Below are 22747 nucleotides of genomic sequence, written 5' to 3' on the forward strand. Positions count from 1 at the left end.
ACTATATGTAGAAATTTTGTTAATTTTCTTTCCAAACAAGTTTTCCTTTATATGCAAAGGCTTTAACAATAGATTTTCTTGCTACTGCTTCTGCTGAACAACTAGCATCTATTAAAACAATATCTGCTACAGATTTTCGTTTTGGAGAAAACGCTTACCAAGGTAAACCATATAATGTTTTATCTAAATGAATATGCATATCCTTAAAAGTTGGTAACATAAGTAAACCTTTAGCATCTATAGCATCTGTCAGTTGAACATCATTTTTATTAATATTTTCTATTTTCTCTTCCTTTATTTCGATAGAAAACAATTCAGTCTTTGTTCCAATAATTCCTGTTTCATCTTTAATAAAACCAGTTTCTAATCGTACATTTTTTAATATGTAATTTTCTTTTATAAAATTTGTATTATGTTCCATCATTATTTCATGATGATTTTTTAAGTAAATATTTCTGTTAATAAATAATATTTCCTTTTACAACTAATGAACTAACATGAGATATTCTAGAAACAGCCTCTGCTGAGCAACTTGCATCAATTAAAATAAAATCTGCATCATCTCCAATATTAGGCCATTGTTGTACTCCATTATCAGCTAAAGGAATTGGTCCCGCTGTGGCTAATCTTAACATTCTTGACAAACCAAATTCAGAAGTCTGACCATATAATTGTGCAGCTAAATTTACCTTTTGTAAAACACTTCCTGTTCCCATTGTATTCCAGTAATCCACAATACTATCATTACCAGTCATTACATTTACATTATATTTTAACAATGTTGGAATTGGCATAATTAATTTACCAAAAGGAATAGTAGAAATGATACCAATTTGTGCATTACTTAATTCCTCTGCTGTAGCTTCTAGATTGTTTTTATCTAAAGTTGCTAAAGCAAATGAATGACTTATAAAAGTTTTTCCTTTTAATACTGGATTTTCATTCACTTTTTTAATTAAATAATCAATAGTATCATGACCAGATTTTCCTGATTCATGCAAATGAATATCAATCCCTTTATTATTATCTAATGCCAATTGAACTGTAGTATCTATCGTCTTTTCTATAGAACCGTCTACATTTGTAGGATCTAATCCACCTATAAAATCTATATCCATTTTAGCAGCTTCTTTCATATATGGAAGTGAATCTGTATAATACAATCCATGTTGAGGAAAAGCTACTAACTCTGCCTCAAAAGAAGCTTTTTTATTCTCTAAAGCTTTTTCTAAATTTTTTAAAGAATCTAATTTAGATGTTGGCTCAATATTTACATGACTTCGTGCAAAACCAGTACCATGTGATTGTAATAATTCTATTAATTTTTCTGCTTTATATGTCGAATTTTTTAACATATCAGGTAAAACTTTTTGTTCTAATTCTATCATACCTTTTATTCCTCCAGCTCTACGAACTGCGCGCCATTTATCAGCATACAAAGTTTTATCTAAATGAATATGCATATCTTTAAATGAAGGTAACATAAGCATTCCCTTAGCATCTATAGCATTTGAATTGGGCTGATTTTTAGTAATTTTTTTTATTCTACCATGATTAATTTCTATCGTAAAAAGCTCTGTCTCTGTCCCTATAATTTCATCATCTTGATATTTAAATCCTGTTTCTAAACGAACATTCTTTAAAATAAAGTTTTTTGTGTTTTTTATATCTATTCCTTCAAACAGAAAATTTGGTGCAGCATTTAAAATATCTGGTAATAAAGAAAAGCCTACCAGACCTAATGCTGAATTTTTAATAAAATCTTTTCGAGATATATTAGAAGTACTCATAGTTCAATTTTTAAAGTACAAAGTACTTAATAGAATGAACATCGAACTAGTATAAAATATGCATATACTTGTAAAATTTATAAATAATTCTTATTTAATTTCGCTCTCTAAATTGAGTTGGGCTTATACCTATTTGAGCTTTAAAAAAATTAGAAAAATATGCATGATCAGCAAAACCTAGTTCAAAGGCAATTTCTTTAATTGATAAATCACCTAATTTCAAAAGTCTTTTTGCTTCAATCGATATTCTTTGTTGAATAAGTTGAGTTGCTGAAACTTTTAAATGTTTTTTACATAGAATATTCAAATAATTAGCTGAAATATGAAGTTGATTTGCATAAAAAACTACTGATTTTTCTCTCTTATAAAATTCATCTATCAACATATTAAACTTTGCTAACCTAGGATTAGATTGATAAACTTTAAATTCTGTAAAAATATTTTCTGCTTCTTTACTAACAATTGCAGCAATAACAGCAGCACGTGCATTTATTAAATGAACTAAAGAATTATTTGACTCTAATTCCTGTTTTATTGCTTCAAATTCATACATTAATTGATTAAATGCTTTATCAGAAAGTTTTATCACAGGATTGTTTTGATAGTTAGTAAAAGAAAATCGAAAAAAAGGAGCAAATTGTTCGAAAAAAGAACGTTCTGCCATTAATTGATAAGCAATGGTGTCACTATTAATATTCCATTTATGCATTTGTCCAGGAAATAAAACATGAATTTCTTTATTCCCAATTAAATAATCTTTAGAATCGATATTATGTACTCCAGAAGCTTGATTAAAAAGTATAATCACAAAAAAATCATGCTTATGAGGTTTTTCTATATGTCTTTCTCCATACAATTCATTAAATAATAATTCTTCTCGCCCAGCAAGCTTCTTATCTCTAAAACTTTGTATACTTATAATGGGAACTGAATCTTGTTGATTAGAATTATTCATTTATAAAATTTATTTAAAAAGAAATATAACTTAAACGATTAATTGATTTTTATTACTTGTGAAATTTATAAAAAAAAAATAGAATCATTAATTCGGAAATGAAAGAATTTTTATTAGAAATTTAAAACTATTATATTTGCATTAGTATGGAAAATTTTGTTGTTTCAGCCAGAAAATATAGACCTCATAACTTCGAAGATGTTGTAGGACAATCGTCTATTACAAACACTTTAGAGCAAGCTATTAAAAATAATCAATTACCTCAAGCATTACTTTTTTGTGGTCCTAGAGGTGTTGGTAAAACAACTTGTGCTAGAATTTTGGCAAGAAAAATCAATGAAGAAAATGGAATTGAAAGTGATCAGGATTTTGCTTTTAATATTTTTGAACTTGATGCTGCATCAAATAATTCTGTTGATGATATAAGAAATTTAATCGATCAAGTTAGAATAGTTCCTCAAATCGGTAAATATCGTGTATATATTATTGACGAGGTACATATGCTTTCAACTGCTGCTTTTAATGCTTTTTTAAAAACATTAGAAGAACCACCAGCTCATGCTATATTTATACTAGCAACAACAGAGAAACATAAAATTATTCCTACTATTTTATCTCGATGTCAAATCTATGATTTTAAAAGAATTAATGTAGAAGACATCAAAAATCATTTAAAAAATGTTGCAGAAAAAGAAAATGTTCTTTTCGAAGATGATGCATTACATTTAATTGCTCAAAAAGCTGATGGAGCATTACGTGACTCTCTCTCTATATTTGATAGAATGGTAACTTTTACAAATAAAAATCTTACCTATTCAGCTGTTGCAGAAAATCTAAATGTTTTAGATTATGATTATTATTTTAAAATGACAGATGCTTGTTTAGAAAATAATATTCCTGAAGCAATGATACAATTCAATGAAATTTTAAATAAAGGTTTTGATGCACATTTATTTATATCAGGGTTTGGAGCTCATTTCAGAGATTTGTTAATGGCTAAAACAGTAAATACAGTTAATCTATTAGAAGTTGGAGAAAAAACTAAAGGAAAATATTTAGAGCATGCTCAAAAATGTTCTGCTCCTTTTTTATTTGATGCAATTGAAATTTGTAACCAAACAGATTTAAATTATAAATCGAGTAAAAATCCAAGATTAACTGTCGAAATTGCTTTGATGCAATTATCTTCATTAACTACTAATAATAGTGGTCTTAAAAAAAAAAATATAGAATAATTCCTCCGCCTTTTTATTTAAAAACGGAAAATAAAACATCTATACAACAAACACAACAAGTTAATAACCCAAATATTTCGAATAATTCTATTCCAACTGAACGAAAAATACCAGAAAGAATAGAAAATAATGAACTTTCTAGAGCTTCTAAACCAATAAAAAGAACAGGAGGATCATCTTTTAGTCTAAAAATGGCTTTACCTGGATCAGTTTTAGAAGAACAGAAAGAAGAAATTCTAAGAAATGATCTTCCTAGAGAAAAATTTACTTTAGAACAAGTTAATGAAAGTTGGAAAAGATTTCTTGATCGCTTAAAAATTGAGCATAATATCCCTACATATAATGCTTTGATGACGACTAAATTAGATATAATTAATGAAAATGAAATTATTTTTGAATTTAGTTCTCATTCATCAAAACAGGAATTTGAAGAATATAAAGATCGAATTCGAAATTCGATGAGAGCTCATCTAAAAAATCATTATTTTACAATTGAAATTAAGTTCTCTGAAAGAGAAGCTGAAAATCATATTTTATCGAAAAAAGAGAAATTTGAAAAATTATCAACTCAAAATCCAGTTTTATTAAAATTAAAAGAAGAATTTGGACTTGATTTGTTTGATTAATCAAAGTTTATCACTAAACTTGTAATAAATTATTATAAATAATGAAAAAAGTTCTTTTAGGGATTTTTGTTGTTGCGTCTTTAACAGCATGTAACAAAGGTAAATCTGTAGATAAATTAGAGAATGATGATCAAAAAGCTTCTTATGCTTTTGGAACTGGGCTTGGAGAGCAAATCAAAGGTCTTGGAGGTCGATTAGTTGAAACTGATAGTATTAATTATGACCAACTTGAAAAAGGTATCCGTGATTATTTAAAAGCTGGAAAAGAAGGTAGAGAATCTTATGCAATTGGTCAACAAGTTGGTCAACAAGTTGAAACAGTTATTAAACAACAACAATTAGATCAAATGGACAAAGATATTATTGTTCAAGGAATCATGGATGTTGTTCGTCATAAAAAATTGTTGATTACACAAGAAGCTGGAATGGGTATTTTAGATACTTATGCTAAGAATCATCAAGAAAACTTGACTAAGAAAAACTCAGAGGAATCTAAAAAATTAATAGAAGAAAAGAAAAAATCTTCTGGAGCTAAATCTACTGCTTCTGGATTAGTTTATGTTGTTGAAAAAGAAGGAACAGGAGCTAAACCAAATGCTAACAGTATTGTAAAAGTTAAATATACAGGTAAATTATTATCTACTGGAAAAGTTTTTGATAGTACTGATAAAAATGCTGAAGCAAAAGATGGTGTAGAATTTCCATTAAACCAAGTTATTCCTGGTTGGTCAGAAGGTTTACAATTAATGTCTAAAGGAGGAAAATATAAATTCTATATTCCTGCTAATTTAGGTTACGGAGAAACTGGTGCTCCAGGTGGACAAATTGGTCCAAATCAAGCATTAGAATTCGAAGTAGAATTAGTAGACTTTAAAGATGCTCCTGCAGGAGGTCAACAACAAGGTGGACAGCAAAGTTTATCTGAAGAGCAAATAAAAGAATTACAAAAACAATTCGAAGCTCAATCAAAACAAGCTAAATAATTTTAAATAAAATTATATCATAAAAAAATCAGTACTATTTATTTAGTACTGATTTTTTTTATGTTACTATTCTATAATTAAATATTATTGATTCTTTAATAAATCTCTAATTTCTGCTAATAACTCTTCCTGTGTAGGTCCAGCAGGAGCTTCCTCTTTCACAGGCTCTTGTTTTTTCAATTTATTAATTCCTTTTATCATTACAAATAAAGCAAAAGCTATGATAATAAATGAAATTAGGGCTGCTAAAAAGCTACCATATTTAATAGCCGTTCCTGGAACTACTAATTCAGATAAATTCTCTGCATTTATAGCTTTCAATGCTGGATTTAGTAATGCTGGAGTTATAATATCTTCTACTAAAGATGTTACAATTTTACCAAATGCACCTCCAATAACAACACCGACTGCAAGATCGATAACATTTCCTTTAACAGCAAATTCTTTAAATTCTTTTAAAAATCCCATAAGTTTTAATTAATTTCAGGTTAATAATAATTTTATTTTTTAGTTCGTAATTATTCTGTTTTTTGAAGATATATATAAATAAAGACCTATCAACATAAAAGGAATACTTAAAATTTGACCATTATTTAATCCTATATTCAAAGCTTGAGCAACAGCTTCTTCTCCTTGATTTTCTTTATAAAATTCTACAATAAATCTTATTAAAAATAATAAAAATAAAAATAATCCAAATAAAGCTCCTAATTGTTTTCTTTTATCTGTTTTATTATAGGCATATAACATTATTATTCCAAGAATAACATATCCTATTGCTTCATAAATTTGAGCTGGGTGACGAGGAACAATCTCTCCATAACCTAAACTTTGTTCATAAAATTTAACAGCCCAAGGCAAATCTGAAGGTTTACCTACAATTTCAGAATTATAAAAATTACCAATTCTTACTGCAGCTCCTCCAAAAGGAACTACAACAGCCATTCTATCTAATAACCATAAAACATTTCTATGAAGGTATTTTCTACTAAATAAATAAGATGTAATGATAACTCCTAAAGCAGCACCATGACTAGCTAATCCACTAAATCCTACAAATTCATAATTTTGTAAAAGTCCAAAAAAAGCTGATTTTCCTTGTGCACTTTGTACGGGTAAAAAAACCTCAATTGGTCGTTCTATAAAAGCTGATGGATCATAAAACAAATATTCTCCTAATCTAGCTCCAGCTATAGCTCCAATAAATGTATAAAGAAATAAAGGATCTAGTAATTCCTTTTTTTGATTTTCTTTTTTGAAAATATTTGACATTAAATACCAGCCTACTACAAAAGCTACTATCCAACAAAGACTATAAATATGCACTTTGAATCCTCCCAATTCAAATAAATAAGGTTGAGGATTCCAATCAATAAATGAGAGTAAATTAATCATTAATTTTTCTTTTTAGGTACAGGATCATATCCGTGTCCTCCCCATGGATGACAACGTAAAATTCTTTTTATTCCAAGATATAAACCTTTAATTAAACCATGTTCTTTTAAAGCTTCTATCATGTAACTAGAACAAGTTGGATGATATCTACAATTACTACCCATCCAAGGAGAAATAGCTAACTGATAAAAACGTACAAATAAAATAAATGGCTTTATCAAAAGATTATTCATCCTACAAAGTTAAACATTCGCCTATATAAAAAAATTAATTTTTAGAATATGTTGTAGGATCCAATGCTTTGTAAGACCAATTTTGTAAAAATTCTAAAACAAGTTTAGGATCATGACCTTTTATTTCCTTGCTTTCTAAATATGCTGAATTTTGCGTATGTACTAAGTTTCCTTTAGAATCTAAGACAACAAAAACAGGAAATCCAAAACGTTCTGGATGCTTTAATTCTGCCAAAGTTTTTTCGTTTTTATTTTTTGGAGAGTAATTAACATGGACAACTTCGTAATTATCATTTAAATAATCTTTTATTTCGGCATTTTCTTTTGTTAATTTATCAAATAAAATACACCAAGGACACCAATTACCTCCAATTTGAATTAAAACGTTTTTTTTCTCTAAAGAAGCTTTTTTTACTGCATTTGAAATATCTGTAGTAGGGTTTGCATCTTCATTATAAATTTTAACCTTAGTTGTTTCTTGACCAAATGCAAAACTTAATGTTATTAACATTAAGCTAAATAAAAATGTTATTTTTTTCATGTAATAGTAAATATTCTATCGAATTTACGAAAAAAATTCACTAATTATCTATTTATAATGCTTTCTTAAACTTAGAATAAGTTTTAAGTACTTTTTCAGAGTAATTTAAAGTTTAAAAATAAATTCATTCTCATCACTTTGTTGAAGTTTACTTTTTTGTAAAAGTTTTAATGTTTCTGGTTGATTCTTATTTGCTTTTGCAGCAATTTTTTCAAGTTTCAACTCATCCTTTCCATAATCAACAATAGCATTTAAAACCTCCGAGCCATATCCTTTGTTCTGAAATTTTCGTTTTAAGCGTATATTTATTACAGGACCAAATTTAGTTTCTCTAAACCCTCCCCAACCTACAAAACGACCACTTTTCTTTTCATGAACTCCCCATAAACCAAAACCATAATCTTGATAATGTTTTATCATATTTTCTATAAAAAAAACTGCTTCATCTTCAGATTTGTAGGGTTTTTCATTAACTATTCTCATTAACTCTTTATCAGAATTCATTTGAAATAGTTCATAAGCGTCAATTTCGAAAAATTCACGCAAAACTAAACTTTTTGTTTCACAAATAACTTTCATTAAAACTTTTTACTTAGCGCAAATTTAGTTCGATTTTCATCAATAAAAAAAAGTCTTATCTAAATATGATAAGACTTTTTTATTATTTTTTAGTTGTTGTTTTCTTAGCGGGAGTTGCAGTAGCTTCAGAAACTTTTTGATTAATTTCTAATGTTAAAATTTGTCTTTTTAAATTAAAAATTTCAGTATCTTTTGCATCTATTTGCTCTTCTAAATCTTTAACTTTCTGAGATAAATCATTTGCTAACTTTTCTTTTTCGCTTAGTTGATTATAAAAAAGTTTAGACTTTTCACCAGAACTATTTAATGCAGAATATAATTCTTGTAAATTAGTATCGTGTTCTTTTTGAGCTTGCTTAATCATTGCTTGAGCATTTGAAAGCGCTGTATCTTTTCTATATAATTCATTTTTTGCTAATTCCATATCTTTTTCAAGATTTTCTATTTTCAAATTAGCTAGAGTTAAATCTTTAGAAGTATTAGATTGATCATCTAATGCTTTGTAATAATTATTTTCTAAATCTTGATATTGCTTTTGAGGCACGCAACTTGTTATTGCAAAAACAGTTAAACAACTAAGTACAATTTTTTTCATTTTTTTAATCTTAAATATCTAATTCAACTAATATAGGGCAATGATCAGAATGCTTTGCATCAGGCAAAATAGCACCTCTTTTCATTTTATTTTCTAAAGAATCACTTACCATATTATAATCAATTCTCCATCCTTTATTATTATTACGTGCATTAGCACGATATGACCACCAAGAATAATTATTTGGTTCTTTTACAAAGTAACGAAAAGAATCAATCATATTACATTCATCCATAAATGATGATATCCATTCTCTTTCAATTGGTAAAAATCCTGAAACTTTTGCATTTCTAATAGGATCATGAATATCTATTGCTTCGTGACATATATTATAGTCTCCGCAAATTACTAAATTAGGATGTGAAATTTTCAATTCTTTAATATAGTTTTTAAAATCTTCACAAAATTGTAATTTAAAATCTAATCGATCTATATTTGTTCCACTAGGTAAATACAAACTTATCACTGAAACTTTATCAAAATCCAATCGAATAACTCTTCCTTCTCTATCTATATAATCTATCCCTGTACCTATTTGTACATGATTAGGTTTTTGTTTAGAAAATATAGCTACACCACTGTATCCTTTTTTCTCTGCTGCATGCCAATAGATATGATAACCTAATTCTTCGAAAGGTTTGGTATCTACTTGTTCTTGCATTGCTTTCGTTTCTTGAATACAAAAAACATCTGGATTTGCTGCACTTAACCAATCTACTAACCCTTTGGTCATTGCTGCTCGTATTCCGTTTACGTTATAACTAATGATTTTCATAAGAAGCGAAATTACTAAATATTTATGATGGATTTATTTTTGTTGAATAAATTAACTTATTTTTTTGTAACTTTTTTATGATTATTACATCTAAGTAATAAAGAACATTTTATGAAATATATTTTAATTCCAATACTTGTTTTCAGCTCATTAGGATTTGCTAGCTGTTCAATCGATTTAAATTCTAAATCATCTTCTTTAGGATCTAGCTACTTAGATAGAGTTACTGCAAGTAATAATGTTATTACTCAAAATAGAACTATAAGTTCTTTTGAGGGGATAGATATTAGTAATGCAATAAATATAACCATTACTGATGGAAATTATAATGGTGAAATTTCTGTGGAAGCACCTGATAATATCATGGATAGAGTTGTTACTGAAGTTTCTGGAGGAATTTTACATGTAAAAATAAAAGGATCTATAAATTTAAAAAATTCATCTATAAAAGTTACATTTCCTCATAAAAAGCTAAGATCTTATTCAATTTCTGGTGCATCAAATGTAAATGTAATTCCAACACAAAAAGTCGAAAAAATAGCTATTGATTTATCAGGAGCTAGCAATCTAAAATTAGATGTTATTTCTAATTCTATTGCAGTAGATAATTCTGGTGCATCAAGTATGAAGATTTCTGGAAATGTACAAGATTTAGCTATTTCAGTTTCAGGTGCATCATCACTTATTGCAAAAGATTTAAAAGCTGCAACTGCAACTGTAGATTGTTCTGGTGCAAGCTCTATAACAGTGTGGGCTGTAAATAAGTTAATTGCAGATAGTTCTGGAGCTAGTTCTATAAAGTATATTGATGAAGAAGGTTTACAAACAAAAGTTGATGTTTCTGGAATGTCATCTATAAAAAAGATTAGTAAATAATTTTAATCATAAAAAAAAGTAAGAGAAATTTCTCTTACTTTTTTTTTATATTATTAGTTATCTATTAAAATTGCCAACCTAATGTCAATAAAAATAAATTACTATTTAATTTTGTATTTACCGCATAAGTATTTGGTAACTGTACATAAGAGTTATTAGAATCTATATAATTACCCCCACCTATTAACTGTTTGTATTTTTGTGTTTGATATTGGTAAGCTGCGTCTAAATAAAAACCTCCAAAATCATAACCTACACCAATACTAGCTCTATTAACATCTCCAACAAAAGCTTTTGATAAATTAGAAGTAGAAACTACATTATTTGTATTTGCTAAATCAATTGAAAAATCTTTAAATGGAGAAGCTACATAATTATAACCTGCTCTTACTTTAAACTTTTCTATACGATATTCAGCTCCTACTCTTACTTCACTAGAATTTTTTACAAAATCATTTATGAAATTATTAGATGGTGTAAATAAACTATTTGGTTTCAATTTAGTGTCATTGTTCATATGATAAGTATAATCAATTCCTAAAGACAAGCTTTTTGCTAAAACAAACCCTAAACTCCCTACAAATCTACCTCCTCTTGTCATATCATAGTCAGAATAGTATAAATTATAAGAACCCACAGTACCATTATTATTAAATGAATTATTAGCTCCAAAATATTCTGTACTCATATTATACCATACAGGTGAATGATAAGCAGCTCCTAAACGTACAGTCTGATCGATTTTATATAAAGCTCCTAAAGAGAATGAAAATCCTTGTCCATTTTCATTAAAAGGAAAACCATCTAAATTATAACCATAATTATTACCATCATTACTATCTCTTTCATAATATTGTTCATAAGAAGAATAGTTAGTCTCATGAAAATTTAATCCTAATCCTAAGTATAATCTATCATCATAACTAGAACCAAAATTTAATGAAAATTTAGATTTATAACCATCTATATTTTTATAATAACCTGCAAATGTTCCATCATATTGTTGAGAAACAGAACTTATATTACGATTATCTCCTATAGTTGATGTATTGTCTATTCTTTGGTTATAGTAAGCTACACCGATTGAAAATCGATTCCAATCAGATCCGGGATTTTCAAAAACAAAATTTCCTCCAAACTGTTGAAAATTAAATTTACTATCTGATTCTTTAAAATTTGTACCAAAAGACGATTTATTATTATAACTAGAAACTCCTGCGGTAATCTGAACATCAGAAGTAATAGCAACACCCAAACCTGCAGGGTTTTGTTCTACAGCATTAATATCGCTACCTAGTGCTCCTACAGCACCTCCTACACCTATATATTTAGCATTACCACTATTTATATCCTGAGAATATAAATTTATTGCATTAGATGGATATTGATAATCATATTTATTCTGTGCAAAAGATAATGTTCCTGCTAAAGCACATATTCCTGTTATTATTTTTTTCATAGTTTATTCTAAAAAAATCTAAATTTACCTTCTACCTCCACGAATAGCTCCTCCTCCCATGCTTCCTCCACGAGATCCACTTCCAAAACTTCCTGTTCCCATACTACTTCCTCTACTTGGAGATGGAGAAGAATAAGAAGGGCGTGAACTAGGCATACTATTATTATAATTACTTGGTTGACCTTGTTGAAAACCTCTAGTTGGGCGTGTATTGTAACCTGAATTAGATTCACGTGCAGGGCGTGTATTGTTGTTAAATTGACCTTGATTTACTGATGGTCTAACTTCACGCGTTGGACGTGTATTATTATTAAATTGACCTTGATTTACTGATGGTCTCGCTTCACGTGTTGGACGTATATTATTATTAATTTGACCTTGATTTACTGATGGTCTCGCTTCACGTGTTGGACGTATATTATTATTAATTTGACCTTGATTCACTGATGGTCTTGAATTATTATTAATAATTCCATTACCACCTCTAGTTGGTCTAATTCCATTAGAAATTTGATTATTTCTACCATTAAATCCTCCAGCAACTGGTCTATTAGAATTGATAGAAGAATTTAAATTATTTCCATATCTATTTCCAGGTTGAGCGTAAGTTCCTCTTGGTCTATTCCAACCATAACCACCATAATATCCAGGATATCCATACCAATTATTCCAACCTCCATAGAATCCAGAGCCATACCAATTATTCCAGCCCCAACCCATAGAAAGGCCAAAACCTCCACCATACCAAGGACTATAGAAAGAATTCCAACCCCAAGGAGAATAGAAAGGGGAATAATTATTCCATATATTAACTTCTACTCCATCATTTCTACCCCAACTAGGAGCATCGTTACTATAAGATAATGTATAATTATTATTACCAAAATAATTATAACCTCCTAACCCATAACTATTAACTTTAACAGTTGTAGAATTATTATTTGAAGAACTATCTTGAGTATTAGAGTTATCAGCGTCATCTTGATAATAAAATTGTTCAGCTCCATTACCATCCGCATCAAAATATGGGCTACCAATTTTTATTTCACCTGGATTATCTTCAGTTTGATTATATTGTTGACGAGCTTCATCATAAGTTTTATCTGTCTTAGGATTATAATAAACACCGTCGCTTTCGTAACCGCTTGGCTGATAAGTCGAACAAGAAGAAATCCCTAATGCAGCTACAAGAATTAGTGTAGTTGCAGAAATTTTATTAGAAATTTGATAAACTTTGTTCATAATTGTAAATTTACGTCGTTTGTAATCTTTAAATTTGCATAAATATTAAGGCAATTTTTATGCCAAGTAAAGATACGAAACTTATCAACAAATATATAAGATTATGGCAAAATTAACAACTCGTACTGAGGATTACTCAAAATGGTACAACGAGCTTGTTGTAAAAGCAAATCTAGCTGAAAACTCGAAAGTTAGAGGTAGTATGGTTATAAAACCATACGGATATGCTATTTGGGAAAAACTACAAGCTGAGCTAGACAAAAGATTTAAAGAAACAGGTCATCAAAATGCTTATTTCCCCTTATTTGTGCCTAAAAGTTTATTTGAAGCTGAGGAAAAAAATGCTGAAGGATTTGCTAAAGAATGTGCAGTTGTAACTCACTACAGATTAAAAAATGATCCTGACAATAAAGGAAAATTAATTGTTGATCCTGATGCAAAATTAGAAGAAGAATTAATAGTTCGACCTACATCTGAAGCAATTATTTGGAGTACATACAAAAATTGGATTCAATCTTATCGTGATTTACCAATTCTAATTAATCAATGGGCTAATGTTGTTCGTTGGGAAATGCGAACTCGTTTATTTTTAAGAACTGCAGAATTCTTATGGCAAGAAGGACACACTGCTCATGAAACAAAAGATGAAGCTTTAAAAGAGGCTCAACAAATGCAAAATGTTTATGCTGATGTTGTTGAAAATTTTATGGCAATACCTGTTGTAAAAGGATATAAAACAGAATCTGAACGTTTTGCCGGAGCAGATGAAACATATACAATAGAAGCACTTATGCAAGATGGAAAAGCATTACAAGCTGGTACATCTCATTTCCTTGGACAAAATTTTGCTAAAGCTTTTGATGTTAAATTTACTAACAAAGAAGGTAAACAAGAATACGTTTGGGCTACATCATGGGGGGTTTCAACCCGTTTAATGGGAGCTTTAATCATGACACACTCTGATGACTTAGGATTAGTTTTACCTCCAAAGTTAGCTCCGATACAAGTAGTTGTTGTTCCTATTTATAAAACAGCTGAACAATTAGAGGAAATTCGACAAGTTGTTGATAAATTTTCAAATGAATTAAAAGCTAAAGGTGTTTCAATTAAATTTGACGATGATGAAAAATCTAAACCAGGATGGAAATTTGCAGAATACGAATTAAAAGGTGTTCCTGTTCGAGTTGCTATTGGCCCTAAAGATTTAGAAAAAGGGCAAGTTGAAGTCGCTAGACGTGACACATTAGAAAAACAATTCATTTCTTTAGATTCCGTTACAACTGAAATTGAAAAATTACTAGAAGATATTCAACAAAATTTATTCACTAAAGCTCTAAATTTTAGAAATGAACATATTACTGAAGTTTCTAATTTCGAAGAATTTAAAACTATTTTGGAAAATAAAGGTGGTTTTATTTCTGCTTTATGGGATGGAACTGAAGAAACTGAAAACGCTATAAAAGATGCTACAAAAGCAACTATACGTTGTATTCCTCAATCTTTTGAATTACCTACTGAAGGTGTAGATATATTTTCTGGAAAACCAGCCAAGTATAAAGTACTATATGCAAAAGCATATTAAAATATTTATTATAATAATTTAATTGAAAAGCTAGGAGACAATGTCTTCTAGTTTTTTTATAATTATTAATAGTATATATAAAAAAAGGTCACCCTTTGGGTGACCTTTATAACTATAAAGAATTAATTATTTCTTTCTAGAAGTTGGTTTAACAACTTTAGTTTCTGTAATTGCAGCGTTTTTTGGTAAAACCTCAACACGTCTGTTTCTTTGGTAACACTCTTCTGTGTTTTCAGTACATAACAAGTTAGATTTTCCTAATCCACGAGCAGTTAAACGAGCTTTATCAACACCTCCTCTTTCAGCTAAGATATTAACTACAGCTTGAGCACGTTTTAAAGATAATTTTTTATTGTAAGCCGCAGAACCTCTTTGATCTGTATGACCATCGATGTAGTACGAATTAGTTTTTAAATCATCTGAATTTAAAATTTGAGCTGCTACACGTACATCTTCGTAAGAAGCTGGAACGATTTTGTCTGAGTTATACTCAAATAAAATGTTTGATAAACGTTTAGAAACTTCTACTTCAGTCCATGGACATCCGTTATTTTCTTTTGGTCCTGGTACAGTTGGACAAGCATCATCTGGATCTGGAATACCATCACCATCTGTATCTGGACAACCTTGGAATTGAGGTAAACCTGGTACATCTGGACAAGCATCATCTTTATCTGGAATACCATCACCATCTCTATCTGGCCAAGGACAACCATTATTTTCTACTGGTCCTGCAACTTCTGGACATTCGTCTAAATTATCTGGAATACCATCACCATCTGTGTCTGGACAACCTTGGAATTCAGCTAAACCTGGTACAGTTGGACAAGCATCATCTGGATCAGGAATACCATCACCGTCTGTATCTGGACATCCGTTGAATTCAGCTAAACCTGGTACATCTGGACAAGCATCTACGTCATCTGGAATACCATCTTTATCTCTATCTGGTCTTCCGAAACGGAAAGTAACTCCTACTGTATGTTGGAAGAAGTTAAAATAATCTTTTCCACCATAAGTTGGTAACCAGTTATAATCAGAAGCTACATTTAAACCGAAGTTTTTAGTTAACCAAAAGTTAATACCTACTCCTAAATTTAAAGCTAAGTGATTTTTTTCTAAATCCTCTTCTTTTTGGAATTGGTATGCATTACCATTGTTATCGTAAGCAGTTAAAGGATTTGTTAAATTAGTGTAATCATATCTGTGGTAGCTAGCACCCCCACGGATATATGGATCAAACCAAGAATCTTCATTTAATAAGTATCCGTTAGCAAATTTATAACGTAAACCTAAACCTGCATTAATGAATAATTCATCTTTAATATTTAATCTTTTATTGTCTATTTCACCAACAGAAGCTGTTAAATCAACATCAAAAGATCTATTTAAGTTACGAATAACAGAAAGTTTAGATAAAGGAGGAACGATGTCCCAATTATCTGTTTTAAAATACTGGTTAAATGGACCAGTAACTGAATTGTAGTCAACTGCGTGAGCACCAACCGAAATTGCCCAAGGATTCTTAGAATTCTGAGCATCTACAAATGAATTACCCGCTAAGAATAATACGACTGCAGATAATAATAGATTAAACTTTTTCATTATCAAATATTTAGCGTTTTAAATATATTTATTTTTATACAATTATAAGACAAATTTAAGAATTCTTTATCATTCTATCCAAATCTCTTTTCAAATCTTTTCCTTTTATTGTATTTCTTTTGTCAAAAAGTTTCTTTCCTTTTGCCAAATATATCTTCAATTTTGCCAACCCTCTGTTGTTTATAAACAGCGTGGTTGCTACAATTGTCAATCCTGTCTCTTTTGTTTTGCGTTCTAATTTTCGCAACTCAGATTTTTGTAATAAAAGTTTTCTGTCTCGTCTCGTTTTATGATTAAAGTATGTTCCCCAATCATATTCGTCAATAAACATATTAACAATATAGAGTTCTCCATCCTTCATTTGACAAAAACTTTCAGTAATCGAAGCTTTTCCCATTCGGATAGATTTTATTTCAGTCCCAAATAATTGGATGCCGGCTTCGTAAGAATCTAATAATTCATACTCAAACCTTGCACGTTTATTCTTAATCGTAACTTCTTTCTGCACTTTATTTTATTCCAATTAAAATTTGTAACTTTGCCGGAAGGTCAAACAAACATCATACCAAAAATTATGTTAAATGTTTCTAATTTATCGCTTCAATTTGGAAAGCGTGTACTTTTCGACGAAGTTAATATAAAATTTACAAATGGCAACTGTTATGGAATAATTGGTGCAAACGGAGCAGGAAAATCTACTTTCTTAAAAATTTTATCTGGCGAAATTGATCCTACTTCAGGACAAGTTAGCTTAGAAAAAGGGAAACGTATGTCTGTTTTAGAGCAAAATCACTTCAAATATGACGAATATACAGTTCTAGATACAGTTTTACGAGGAAATAAAGTCCTATATGACATCAAAGAACGTATGGATGCTCTTTATGCTAAACCAGATTTTTCTGAAGAAGATGGTATTAAAGCTGGTGAATTAGGTGTTGAATACGAAGAAATGAATGGATGGAATGCTGAATCTGATGCTGGTACATTATTGTCTAACGTTGGTATAGATGCTGATATGCATTATACTTTAATGGGGGATTTAGATAATAAAGCTAAAGTTCGTATTTTGATTGCACAAGCTTTATTTGGTAATCCTGACGTATTAATATTAGATGAGCCTACCAATGAGTTAGATGTTAATACTATTACATGGTTAGAAGATTTCTTAGCGAACTTTGAAAATACTGTAATTGTTGTATCTCACGATCGTCACTTTTTAGATTCTGTATGTACACATATTTGTGATTTAGATTTCTCTAAATTAAATCTTTATTCTGGTAATTATACATTTTGGTACGAGTCTTCTCAATTAGCTTCTAAACAAAGAGCTCAACAAAATAAAAAAGCAGAAGAAAAGAAAAAAGAACTACAAGAATTTATTGCTCGTTTTTCATCTAACGTAGCTAAAGCAAAACAAGCTACAGCTCGTAAAAAAATGATTGATAAGTTAAATATTGAAGATATAAAACCTTCTTCTCGCCGTTACCCAGCTATTATTTGGGAACAATCTCGTGAAGCTGGTGATCAAATATTAGAAGTTAATAATTTATCTGCTTCAGTTGATGGAGAAATCTTATTTAAAGATGCTAATATAAACCTTAAAAAAGGTGATAAAATTGGTATTTTCTCTAGAAACTCTAAAGCAGTTACTCAATTCTTAGAAATTTTATCTGGTAAAGCTGAGCCTGATACTGGTGATTATAATTGGGGTATTACTACTACACAAGCTTATTTGCCTTTAGATAATAATGATTTCTTTAAAGAAGATATTAATTTAGTAGATTGGTTACGTCAATACACTGATTCTGATGAGGAACGTCATGAAGAATTTATGAGAGGATTCTTAGGTAAAATGTTATTCTCTGGTGATGAAGCTCTTAAGAAGTCATCTGTACTTTCTGGAGGTGAAAAAATGCGTTGTATGTTCTCTCGTATGATGTTATTACGTGCCAACGTATTATTATTAGATGAACCTACTGGACACTTAGATTTAGAATCTATTACAGCTTTAAATAATTCGTTAGTTAATTTTAAAGGAACTATTTTAATGGCTTCTCATGACCACGAATTGATCAATACTACTTGTAATAGAATCATTGAATTGACTCCTAATGGAATCATTGATCGTTACATGACTTATGACGAATTCTTAGATGATGCTAAAGTAAAAGAATTAAAAGCTAAATATTATGCTTAATTCTTTTTTTAATAATATAGTAACAAAACAGCCGTAAGATTAATCTTACGGCTGTTTTGTTAATTACTATAAATAAACTTATTATAAAAATATTTTATATAATCTATCTATACGATTGTAACAATAGTAATATCCTTATATTTTTTTAAAAACATTATAAAAGATGTAAAAATTAGGTTATTCAGTTACCAAAAAATATTACTTTTGAGATAGATTACACTTGTATGATTTCAATTCCATCACTATTAATTTACTTAATATTTTTTTTCATTATCTTCTTATTTATAATGATTACATATTTGGTTTATGCTCTAAAATCAGAAAAAAAAATTAATTTATCACAAAAAAAACAACTTGATAACTTATCTATAAAGGTAGATGAATTGAAATTAGAAACCTATGAGGCAAAATTAAATCCACATTTATTCAAAAATATTTTAAATTCTATACAATCTAATGCTTACCAAACTTACTATACTATTGATAAATTAGCGAATGTATTAGATTATATTTTATATGAAAGTAAATCTAACTTTGTAACAATAAAAGATGAAATAGATTTTATAAAAAATTATATAGAAATTAATAAAGTAAAAGTATCTCCTTTGTTTGATTTACAGATTAAAACAAAAATTGACGAACAATCTTTCCTATATAATGAAAAAATAATTGCACCATTAATTTCTATTGATCTAATAGAAAACGCTTTTAAGCATACAGATTTTCAGAAAGATAATTCTTTTATAAAAATAACTATCGAATTGAATACTAATTTTTTTTATATTCAAGTAACTAATAAAATATCTCAAAAAAAATAGTTTACAAAAAGAATCCGGTGGACATGGTAATCAATCATTAGAACATCGCTTAAAAATGATTTATGGAAATCATTTTTCTTTAACTAAAACTACAGAACAAAATATTTTTGTTGCAAAATTAAAAATTAATTTAAATGAATTCTATACTAAAATGCATCCTAATAGATGATGAAATTCTTGGTTTAAAATATCTAAAATTACTTTGTGAAGGAATTGAAGGAATTGAAATAGAGAAAGCTTATGTTGATCCAGAGTTATTTCTTGAAGATTTAAAAAGTAATAAAGTTGATTTTGATTTTTGTATTCTTGATATTGAAATGCCTAAAATAAATGGGTTACAAATTGCTGAATATTTAAAAAATAAACCTTTTATATTCGCTACAGCTTATAAAGAATATGCTACAAATGCCTTTGATTTAGACGCAATAGATTATATACAAAAACCTATTAAAATCGAAAGGTTACAACAAGCTATTAATAAAATAAAAAATTATTTACAACAAAATACTTTCGCAGATAAAACTGTTCAATTAAATTCTGATAAAGGAAAAATTATACTACAGTTTGATCAAATTGTTTATATCACTACCTCATCATTAGAAAGTAGAGATAAAGTTATTTTAATGAAAGATTTATCAGAAATAACTTTAAAAAATATAACCCTAGATAATTTAAGAGATTTACTTCCAGAAAAATATTTTGTACGAATTAATAAAAGAGAAATTGTAAATATAAATTATATACAATATTATCAATCAGAAAATATTACACTTAATATCAATTCAAAAGAAGAAAAAGAAATAATTTTAACATTAAGTGAAGTATATAAACCCAATTTTATTTCAAAAATTTCTATTTGATTACAAAATAAAACCCGTTCATTACATTATTGTTTTTGAGATTATTTTCTTATTTCATTTTTTTTAAAATTTGTATCATAAAATTAAAAAACATGAAGAAGTATAAGAATTCCATATTTTATGTTGTAGTAATTGGTTTTTTTACAGCTTTAATTTACTTAATTGCTAAACATGGTGTCAATCTAGAGATTGGTCGTGATGTCCATCACGCTACTTCAAATAACAGTAGATGGGTAGAATTTTTAAATTCTATGATTTATAATCTAAAACATCCACTAGCTATTCTTCTTGCTCAAATTGTTACTATTATATTAGCTGCTAGACTTTTTGGTTGGGTTTCTAATAAAATTGGGCAACCTGCAGTTATTGGAGAAATGATAGCTGGTATTGTATTAGGTCCATCCTTACTTGGCATGTATTTTCCTGAAATATCTGCCTCTCTATTTCCTGTAGAATCTTTAGGTAACATTCAATTTTTAAGTCAAATTGGTCTAATATTGTTTATGTATACTATTGGAATGGAACTTGATTTAAAAATTTTAAAAAATAAAGCACATGATGCTGTCGTTATAAGTCATGCAAGTATAATACTTCCATTTGCTCTAGGAATGGGACTAGCATACTTTATTTATCGTGAATTTGCGCCTGTTGGAGCTCCATTTTTATCATTTGGTCTTTTTATTGGTATAGCTATGAGTATAACAGCTTTTCCAGTATTAGCAAGAATTGTACAAGAACGAGGAATACATAAAACAAAATTAGGTACTATTGTTATTACTTGTGCAGCTGCAGATGACATTACTGCTTGGTGTATACTTGCTGTTGTTATTGCAATTGTAAAAGCTGGTGACTTTGGTAGTGCATTATTTGTAATTGGTTTAGCTGTATTATATGTTCTATTCATGATAAAAATAGTTCGTCCATTTTTATTTAGAATTTCAACAATATATCCTACTAAATCTACATTAACTAGACCAATAATTGCAATATTCTTTCTAGTACTTATTCTATCTTCTTATGCAACAGAAGTGATTGGTATTCATGCTTTGTTTGGAGCATTTATGGCAGGAGCAATCATGCCTGAAAATATGAAATTCAGAAATGTGTTCATTGAAAAAGTTGAAGATGTTGCTGTTGTCGTATTATTACCTTTATTCTTTGTTTACACTGGTTTACGAACAGAAATAGGATTATTAAACGATCCATATTTATGGAAAATAACAGGATTAATTATTTTAGTTGCTGTTGTAGGTAAATTTGTTGGTAGTGCTCTTGCTGCAAAATTTGTTGGACAAAGTTGGAGAAATAGTGCTATTATTGGTGCATTGATGAACACTAGAGGACTTATGGAACTTATAGTCCTTAACATAGGATATGATCTTGGAGTATTAGATGCAGAAATATTTGCTATGATGGTAATTATGGCATTAGTTACAACTTTTATGACTGGTCCTATACTTGATATTGTAGAAAGAATTTTTAAACATAAAAAAGAAGATGATATTATTGAAATTAGTGATCAATCAAAATATAAAATATTAATCAACTTTAGTATTCCAGAAAAAGGAAAAAGTTTATTAAAAATAGCTAATGCATTTGTAAAAAAGGACAATGAAAATTCTCTAATTACAGGAATGCATATTGTAAAAAGTAATGAAGTTGAACATCATTCTTTCAATGATAGAGAAGATGAATTTTTTGAACCATTAATTGAAGAAGCTGAAAATTTACAACAAGACGTAACTACAATGTTTAAAGTTTCTACAGATATTATCCAAGAGACAGTAGATGTTGCACAAAAAGGAGATTATGATTTAATGTTGATGGGTGTTAGAAACTCAATCTATTCAGGATCATTACTTGGTAACATATTAGGTTTTACTACAAAAATTATAGATCCGGATATTCTTATAGAACAAGTAAAAGGAAAAGAAAATATGTTTGATCATTCCATTTTTGATGAAAGAACAAAACAATTATTAAATAAATCATCTATTCCTGTCGGAATTGTTTTAGAAAAAAATCTAGATAAAATTGATAAAATATTTTTACCTCTATTTGGTAATGATGATGCTGATTTATTGAAATATGCTCAACGATTAATCTCTAATAATGAAGCTCAAATAATTATTGTTGATATTAATGGTTACACTAAACGACATTCTGAAGTTAAAGAAATTATACGAAGTATAGAAAACATAGCTCCTAATCATATTAGTTTATCATATAAACAACAATTAGATAAAGAATTTTTAGATGAAATGGATTTAATGATTGTAAGTATACAGAGTTGGAAAAACCTAATTGAAAGCAAAAGTATTTGGATTTCTAATGTACCTACAACTTTAATTATCTCAGAATAATGAATTAAATTTTATCCATAAAAAAATCCAGCTAATTA

General features: G+C 28.6%; 23 protein-coding genes. 9 read left to right on the plus strand and 14 right to left on the minus strand.

Annotated features, from left to right (window positions below):
- Nucleotides 1-154: 154 nt before the first annotated feature.
- The 3 genes from RT575_RS06710 to RT575_RS06720 form a co-directional block, all read right to left on the minus strand.
- Nucleotides 155-424, minus strand: a complete 270-nt coding sequence (locus RT575_RS06710) for a hypothetical protein (RefSeq protein ID WP_313579724.1) — start codon at nucleotides 422-424, stop codon at nucleotides 155-157.
- 34 nt (nucleotides 425-458) lie between these two features.
- Nucleotides 459-1790, minus strand: coding sequence for an amidohydrolase (locus RT575_RS06715; protein WP_313579726.1), 1332 nt, complete (start codon nucleotides 1788-1790; stop codon nucleotides 459-461).
- A gap of 94 nt (nucleotides 1791-1884) precedes the next feature.
- Nucleotides 1885-2745, minus strand: coding sequence for a helix-turn-helix transcriptional regulator (locus RT575_RS06720; RefSeq protein WP_313579728.1), 861 nt, complete (start codon nucleotides 2743-2745; stop codon nucleotides 1885-1887).
- Nucleotides 2746-2891: 146 nt separating this feature from the next.
- Between RT575_RS06720 and dnaX the strand changes: the two genes are divergently transcribed.
- The 3 genes from dnaX to RT575_RS06735 all read left to right on the plus strand — a co-directional run bounded on the left by dnaX (nucleotide 2892) and on the right by RT575_RS06735 (nucleotide 5589).
- Nucleotides 2892-3980: a DNA polymerase III subunit gamma/tau gene (dnaX, locus tag RT575_RS06725; RefSeq protein ID WP_313579730.1), complete on the plus strand. Its 1089-nt coding sequence runs from the start codon at nucleotides 2892-2894 to the stop codon at nucleotides 3978-3980.
- Between the two features lie 191 nt (nucleotides 3981-4171).
- A complete protein-coding gene (locus RT575_RS06730) occupies nucleotides 4172-4606 on the plus strand; it encodes a hypothetical protein (RefSeq protein WP_313579731.1) in 435 nt (144 codons plus the stop codon).
- Nucleotides 4607-4647: 41 nt separating this feature from the next.
- Nucleotides 4648-5589, plus strand: coding sequence for an FKBP-type peptidyl-prolyl cis-trans isomerase (locus RT575_RS06735; protein ID WP_313383731.1), 942 nt, complete (start codon nucleotides 4648-4650; stop codon nucleotides 5587-5589).
- A gap of 84 nt (nucleotides 5590-5673) precedes the next feature.
- Here the strand turns inward: RT575_RS06735 and mscL are convergent, their stop codons facing one another.
- The 7 genes from mscL to RT575_RS06770 form a co-directional block, all read right to left on the minus strand.
- Nucleotides 5674-6057 (minus strand): large-conductance mechanosensitive channel protein MscL, encoded by a 384-nt coding sequence (gene mscL / locus RT575_RS06740; protein WP_313579732.1) that lies wholly within the window; start codon nucleotides 6055-6057, stop codon nucleotides 5674-5676.
- A gap of 39 nt (nucleotides 6058-6096) precedes the next feature.
- Nucleotides 6097-6984 carry a prolipoprotein diacylglyceryl transferase gene (lgt, locus tag RT575_RS06745; RefSeq protein ID WP_313383728.1) on the minus strand — a complete coding sequence of 296 codons (888 nt, stop codon included), beginning with the start codon at nucleotides 6982-6984 and terminating at the stop codon, nucleotides 6097-6099.
- The gene (gene yidD / locus RT575_RS06750; RefSeq protein WP_313383726.1) at nucleotides 6984-7217 is read right to left on the minus strand and encodes a membrane protein insertion efficiency factor YidD; all 234 of its coding nucleotides are present in this window, start codon (nucleotides 7215-7217) and stop codon (nucleotides 6984-6986) included. Before yidD ends, lgt begins: the two co-directional genes overlap by 1 nt.
- Before the next feature lie 34 nt (nucleotides 7218-7251).
- Complete coding sequence (locus RT575_RS06755; protein WP_313383725.1) at nucleotides 7252-7758, minus strand: thioredoxin family protein; 507 nt, start codon at nucleotides 7756-7758, stop codon at nucleotides 7252-7254.
- 105 nt (nucleotides 7759-7863) lie between these two features.
- Nucleotides 7864-8337, minus strand: a complete 474-nt coding sequence (locus RT575_RS06760) for a GNAT family N-acetyltransferase (protein ID WP_313579734.1) — start codon at nucleotides 8335-8337, stop codon at nucleotides 7864-7866.
- Between the two features lie 82 nt (nucleotides 8338-8419).
- Nucleotides 8420-8932: a hypothetical protein gene (locus tag RT575_RS06765; protein WP_313383721.1), complete on the minus strand. Its 513-nt coding sequence runs from the start codon at nucleotides 8930-8932 to the stop codon at nucleotides 8420-8422.
- 10 nt (nucleotides 8933-8942) lie between these two features.
- Nucleotides 8943-9707 (minus strand): exodeoxyribonuclease III, encoded by a 765-nt coding sequence (locus RT575_RS06770; protein WP_313579736.1) that lies wholly within the window; start codon nucleotides 9705-9707, stop codon nucleotides 8943-8945.
- Nucleotides 9708-9818: 111 nt separating this feature from the next.
- Between RT575_RS06770 and RT575_RS06775 the strand changes: the two genes are divergently transcribed.
- Complete coding sequence (locus RT575_RS06775) at nucleotides 9819-10583, plus strand: head GIN domain-containing protein (RefSeq protein ID WP_313579738.1); 765 nt, start codon at nucleotides 9819-9821, stop codon at nucleotides 10581-10583.
- A gap of 64 nt (nucleotides 10584-10647) precedes the next feature.
- Here the strand turns inward: RT575_RS06775 and RT575_RS06780 are convergent, their stop codons facing one another.
- Both RT575_RS06780 and RT575_RS06785 read right to left on the minus strand, forming a co-directional pair.
- A complete protein-coding gene (locus RT575_RS06780) occupies nucleotides 10648-12042 on the minus strand; it encodes a hypothetical protein (protein ID WP_313579740.1) in 1395 nt (464 codons plus the stop codon).
- A 24-nt stretch (nucleotides 12043-12066) separates the two neighbouring features.
- On the minus strand, nucleotides 12067-13284 hold the full coding sequence (locus RT575_RS06785; RefSeq protein ID WP_313579742.1) for a hypothetical protein: 1218 nt from the start codon (nucleotides 13282-13284) through the stop codon (nucleotides 12067-12069).
- 103 nt (nucleotides 13285-13387) lie between these two features.
- On the opposite strand from RT575_RS06785, the gene proS reads away from it, so the two are divergent.
- Nucleotides 13388-14866, plus strand: coding sequence for a proline--tRNA ligase (gene proS, locus RT575_RS06790; protein WP_313579744.1), 1479 nt, complete (start codon nucleotides 13388-13390; stop codon nucleotides 14864-14866).
- 126 nt (nucleotides 14867-14992) lie between these two features.
- Here the strand turns inward: proS and RT575_RS06795 are convergent, their stop codons facing one another.
- Nucleotides 14993-16471 carry an OmpA family protein gene (locus RT575_RS06795; protein ID WP_313579746.1) on the minus strand — a complete coding sequence of 493 codons (1479 nt, stop codon included), beginning with the start codon at nucleotides 16469-16471 and terminating at the stop codon, nucleotides 14993-14995.
- Nucleotides 16472-16526: 55 nt separating this feature from the next.
- On the minus strand, nucleotides 16527-16979 hold the full coding sequence (gene smpB, locus RT575_RS06800) for an SsrA-binding protein SmpB (RefSeq protein ID WP_313566209.1): 453 nt from the start codon (nucleotides 16977-16979) through the stop codon (nucleotides 16527-16529).
- 66 nt (nucleotides 16980-17045) lie between these two features.
- On the opposite strand from smpB, the gene RT575_RS06805 reads away from it, so the two are divergent.
- From RT575_RS06805 to RT575_RS06820, 4 genes are all read left to right on the plus strand, one after another.
- On the plus strand, nucleotides 17046-18668 hold the full coding sequence (locus RT575_RS06805; protein WP_313579748.1) for an ATP-binding cassette domain-containing protein: 1623 nt from the start codon (nucleotides 17046-17048) through the stop codon (nucleotides 18666-18668).
- Between the two features lie 287 nt (nucleotides 18669-18955).
- Nucleotides 18956-19486 carry a histidine kinase gene (locus tag RT575_RS06810; RefSeq protein ID WP_313579750.1) on the plus strand — a complete coding sequence of 177 codons (531 nt, stop codon included), beginning with the start codon at nucleotides 18956-18958 and terminating at the stop codon, nucleotides 19484-19486.
- A gap of 134 nt (nucleotides 19487-19620) precedes the next feature.
- The gene (locus tag RT575_RS06815; RefSeq protein WP_313383705.1) at nucleotides 19621-20346 is read left to right on the plus strand and encodes a response regulator transcription factor; all 726 of its coding nucleotides are present in this window, start codon (nucleotides 19621-19623) and stop codon (nucleotides 20344-20346) included.
- Nucleotides 20347-20438: 92 nt separating this feature from the next.
- Entirely contained in the window at nucleotides 20439-22709 is a 2271-nt protein-coding gene (locus tag RT575_RS06820; RefSeq protein ID WP_313383703.1) for a cation:proton antiporter, read from the plus strand.
- Nucleotides 22710-22747 lie beyond the last annotated feature (38 nt).

Source organism: Chishuiella sp. (assembly GCF_032109125.1).
Lineage (GTDB): Bacteria > Bacteroidota > Bacteroidia > Flavobacteriales > Weeksellaceae > Empedobacter.

Coding starts and splice junctions, on each gene's coding strand:
- RT575_RS06780 (WP_313579740.1), bottom strand. CDS start 12,042: ATGAAAAAAATAATAACAGGAATATGTGCTTTAGCAGGAACATTATCT.
- RT575_RS06730 (WP_313579731.1), top strand. CDS start 4,172: ATGGCTTTACCTGGATCAGTTTTAGAAGAACAGAAAGAAGAAATTCTA.
- RT575_RS06810 (WP_313579750.1), top strand. CDS start 18,956: ATGATTACATATTTGGTTTATGCTCTAAAATCAGAAAAAAAAATTAAT.
- RT575_RS06765 (WP_313383721.1), bottom strand. CDS start 8,932: ATGAAAAAAATTGTACTTAGTTGTTTAACTGTTTTTGCAATAACAAGT.
- lgt (WP_313383728.1), bottom strand. CDS start 6,984: ATGATTAATTTACTCTCATTTATTGATTGGAATCCTCAACCTTATTTA.
- RT575_RS06820 (WP_313383703.1), top strand. CDS start 20,439: ATGAAGAAGTATAAGAATTCCATATTTTATGTTGTAGTAATTGGTTTT.
- proS (WP_313579744.1), top strand. CDS start 13,388: ATGGCAAAATTAACAACTCGTACTGAGGATTACTCAAAATGGTACAAC.
- RT575_RS06795 (WP_313579746.1), bottom strand. CDS start 16,471: ATGAAAAAGTTTAATCTATTATTATCTGCAGTCGTATTATTCTTAGCG.
- RT575_RS06760 (WP_313579734.1), bottom strand. CDS start 8,337: ATGAAAGTTATTTGTGAAACAAAAAGTTTAGTTTTGCGTGAATTTTTC.
- RT575_RS06770 (WP_313579736.1), bottom strand. CDS start 9,707: ATGAAAATCATTAGTTATAACGTAAACGGAATACGAGCAGCAATGACC.
- dnaX (WP_313579730.1), top strand. CDS start 2,892: ATGGAAAATTTTGTTGTTTCAGCCAGAAAATATAGACCTCATAACTTC.
- RT575_RS06815 (WP_313383705.1), top strand. CDS start 19,621: ATGAATTCTATACTAAAATGCATCCTAATAGATGATGAAATTCTTGGT.
- mscL (WP_313579732.1), bottom strand. CDS start 6,057: ATGGGATTTTTAAAAGAATTTAAAGAATTTGCTGTTAAAGGAAATGTT.
- RT575_RS06775 (WP_313579738.1), top strand. CDS start 9,819: ATGAAATATATTTTAATTCCAATACTTGTTTTCAGCTCATTAGGATTT.
- RT575_RS06710 (WP_313579724.1), bottom strand. CDS start 424: ATGATGGAACATAATACAAATTTTATAAAAGAAAATTACATATTAAAA.
- RT575_RS06755 (WP_313383725.1), bottom strand. CDS start 7,758: ATGAAAAAAATAACATTTTTATTTAGCTTAATGTTAATAACATTAAGT.
- RT575_RS06805 (WP_313579748.1), top strand. CDS start 17,046: ATGTTAAATGTTTCTAATTTATCGCTTCAATTTGGAAAGCGTGTACTT.
- yidD (WP_313383726.1), bottom strand. CDS start 7,217: ATGAATAATCTTTTGATAAAGCCATTTATTTTATTTGTACGTTTTTAT.
- RT575_RS06735 (WP_313383731.1), top strand. CDS start 4,648: ATGAAAAAAGTTCTTTTAGGGATTTTTGTTGTTGCGTCTTTAACAGCA.
- RT575_RS06785 (WP_313579742.1), bottom strand. CDS start 13,284: ATGAACAAAGTTTATCAAATTTCTAATAAAATTTCTGCAACTACACTA.
- RT575_RS06720 (WP_313579728.1), bottom strand. CDS start 2,745: ATGAATAATTCTAATCAACAAGATTCAGTTCCCATTATAAGTATACAA.
- RT575_RS06715 (WP_313579726.1), bottom strand. CDS start 1,790: ATGAGTACTTCTAATATATCTCGAAAAGATTTTATTAAAAATTCAGCA.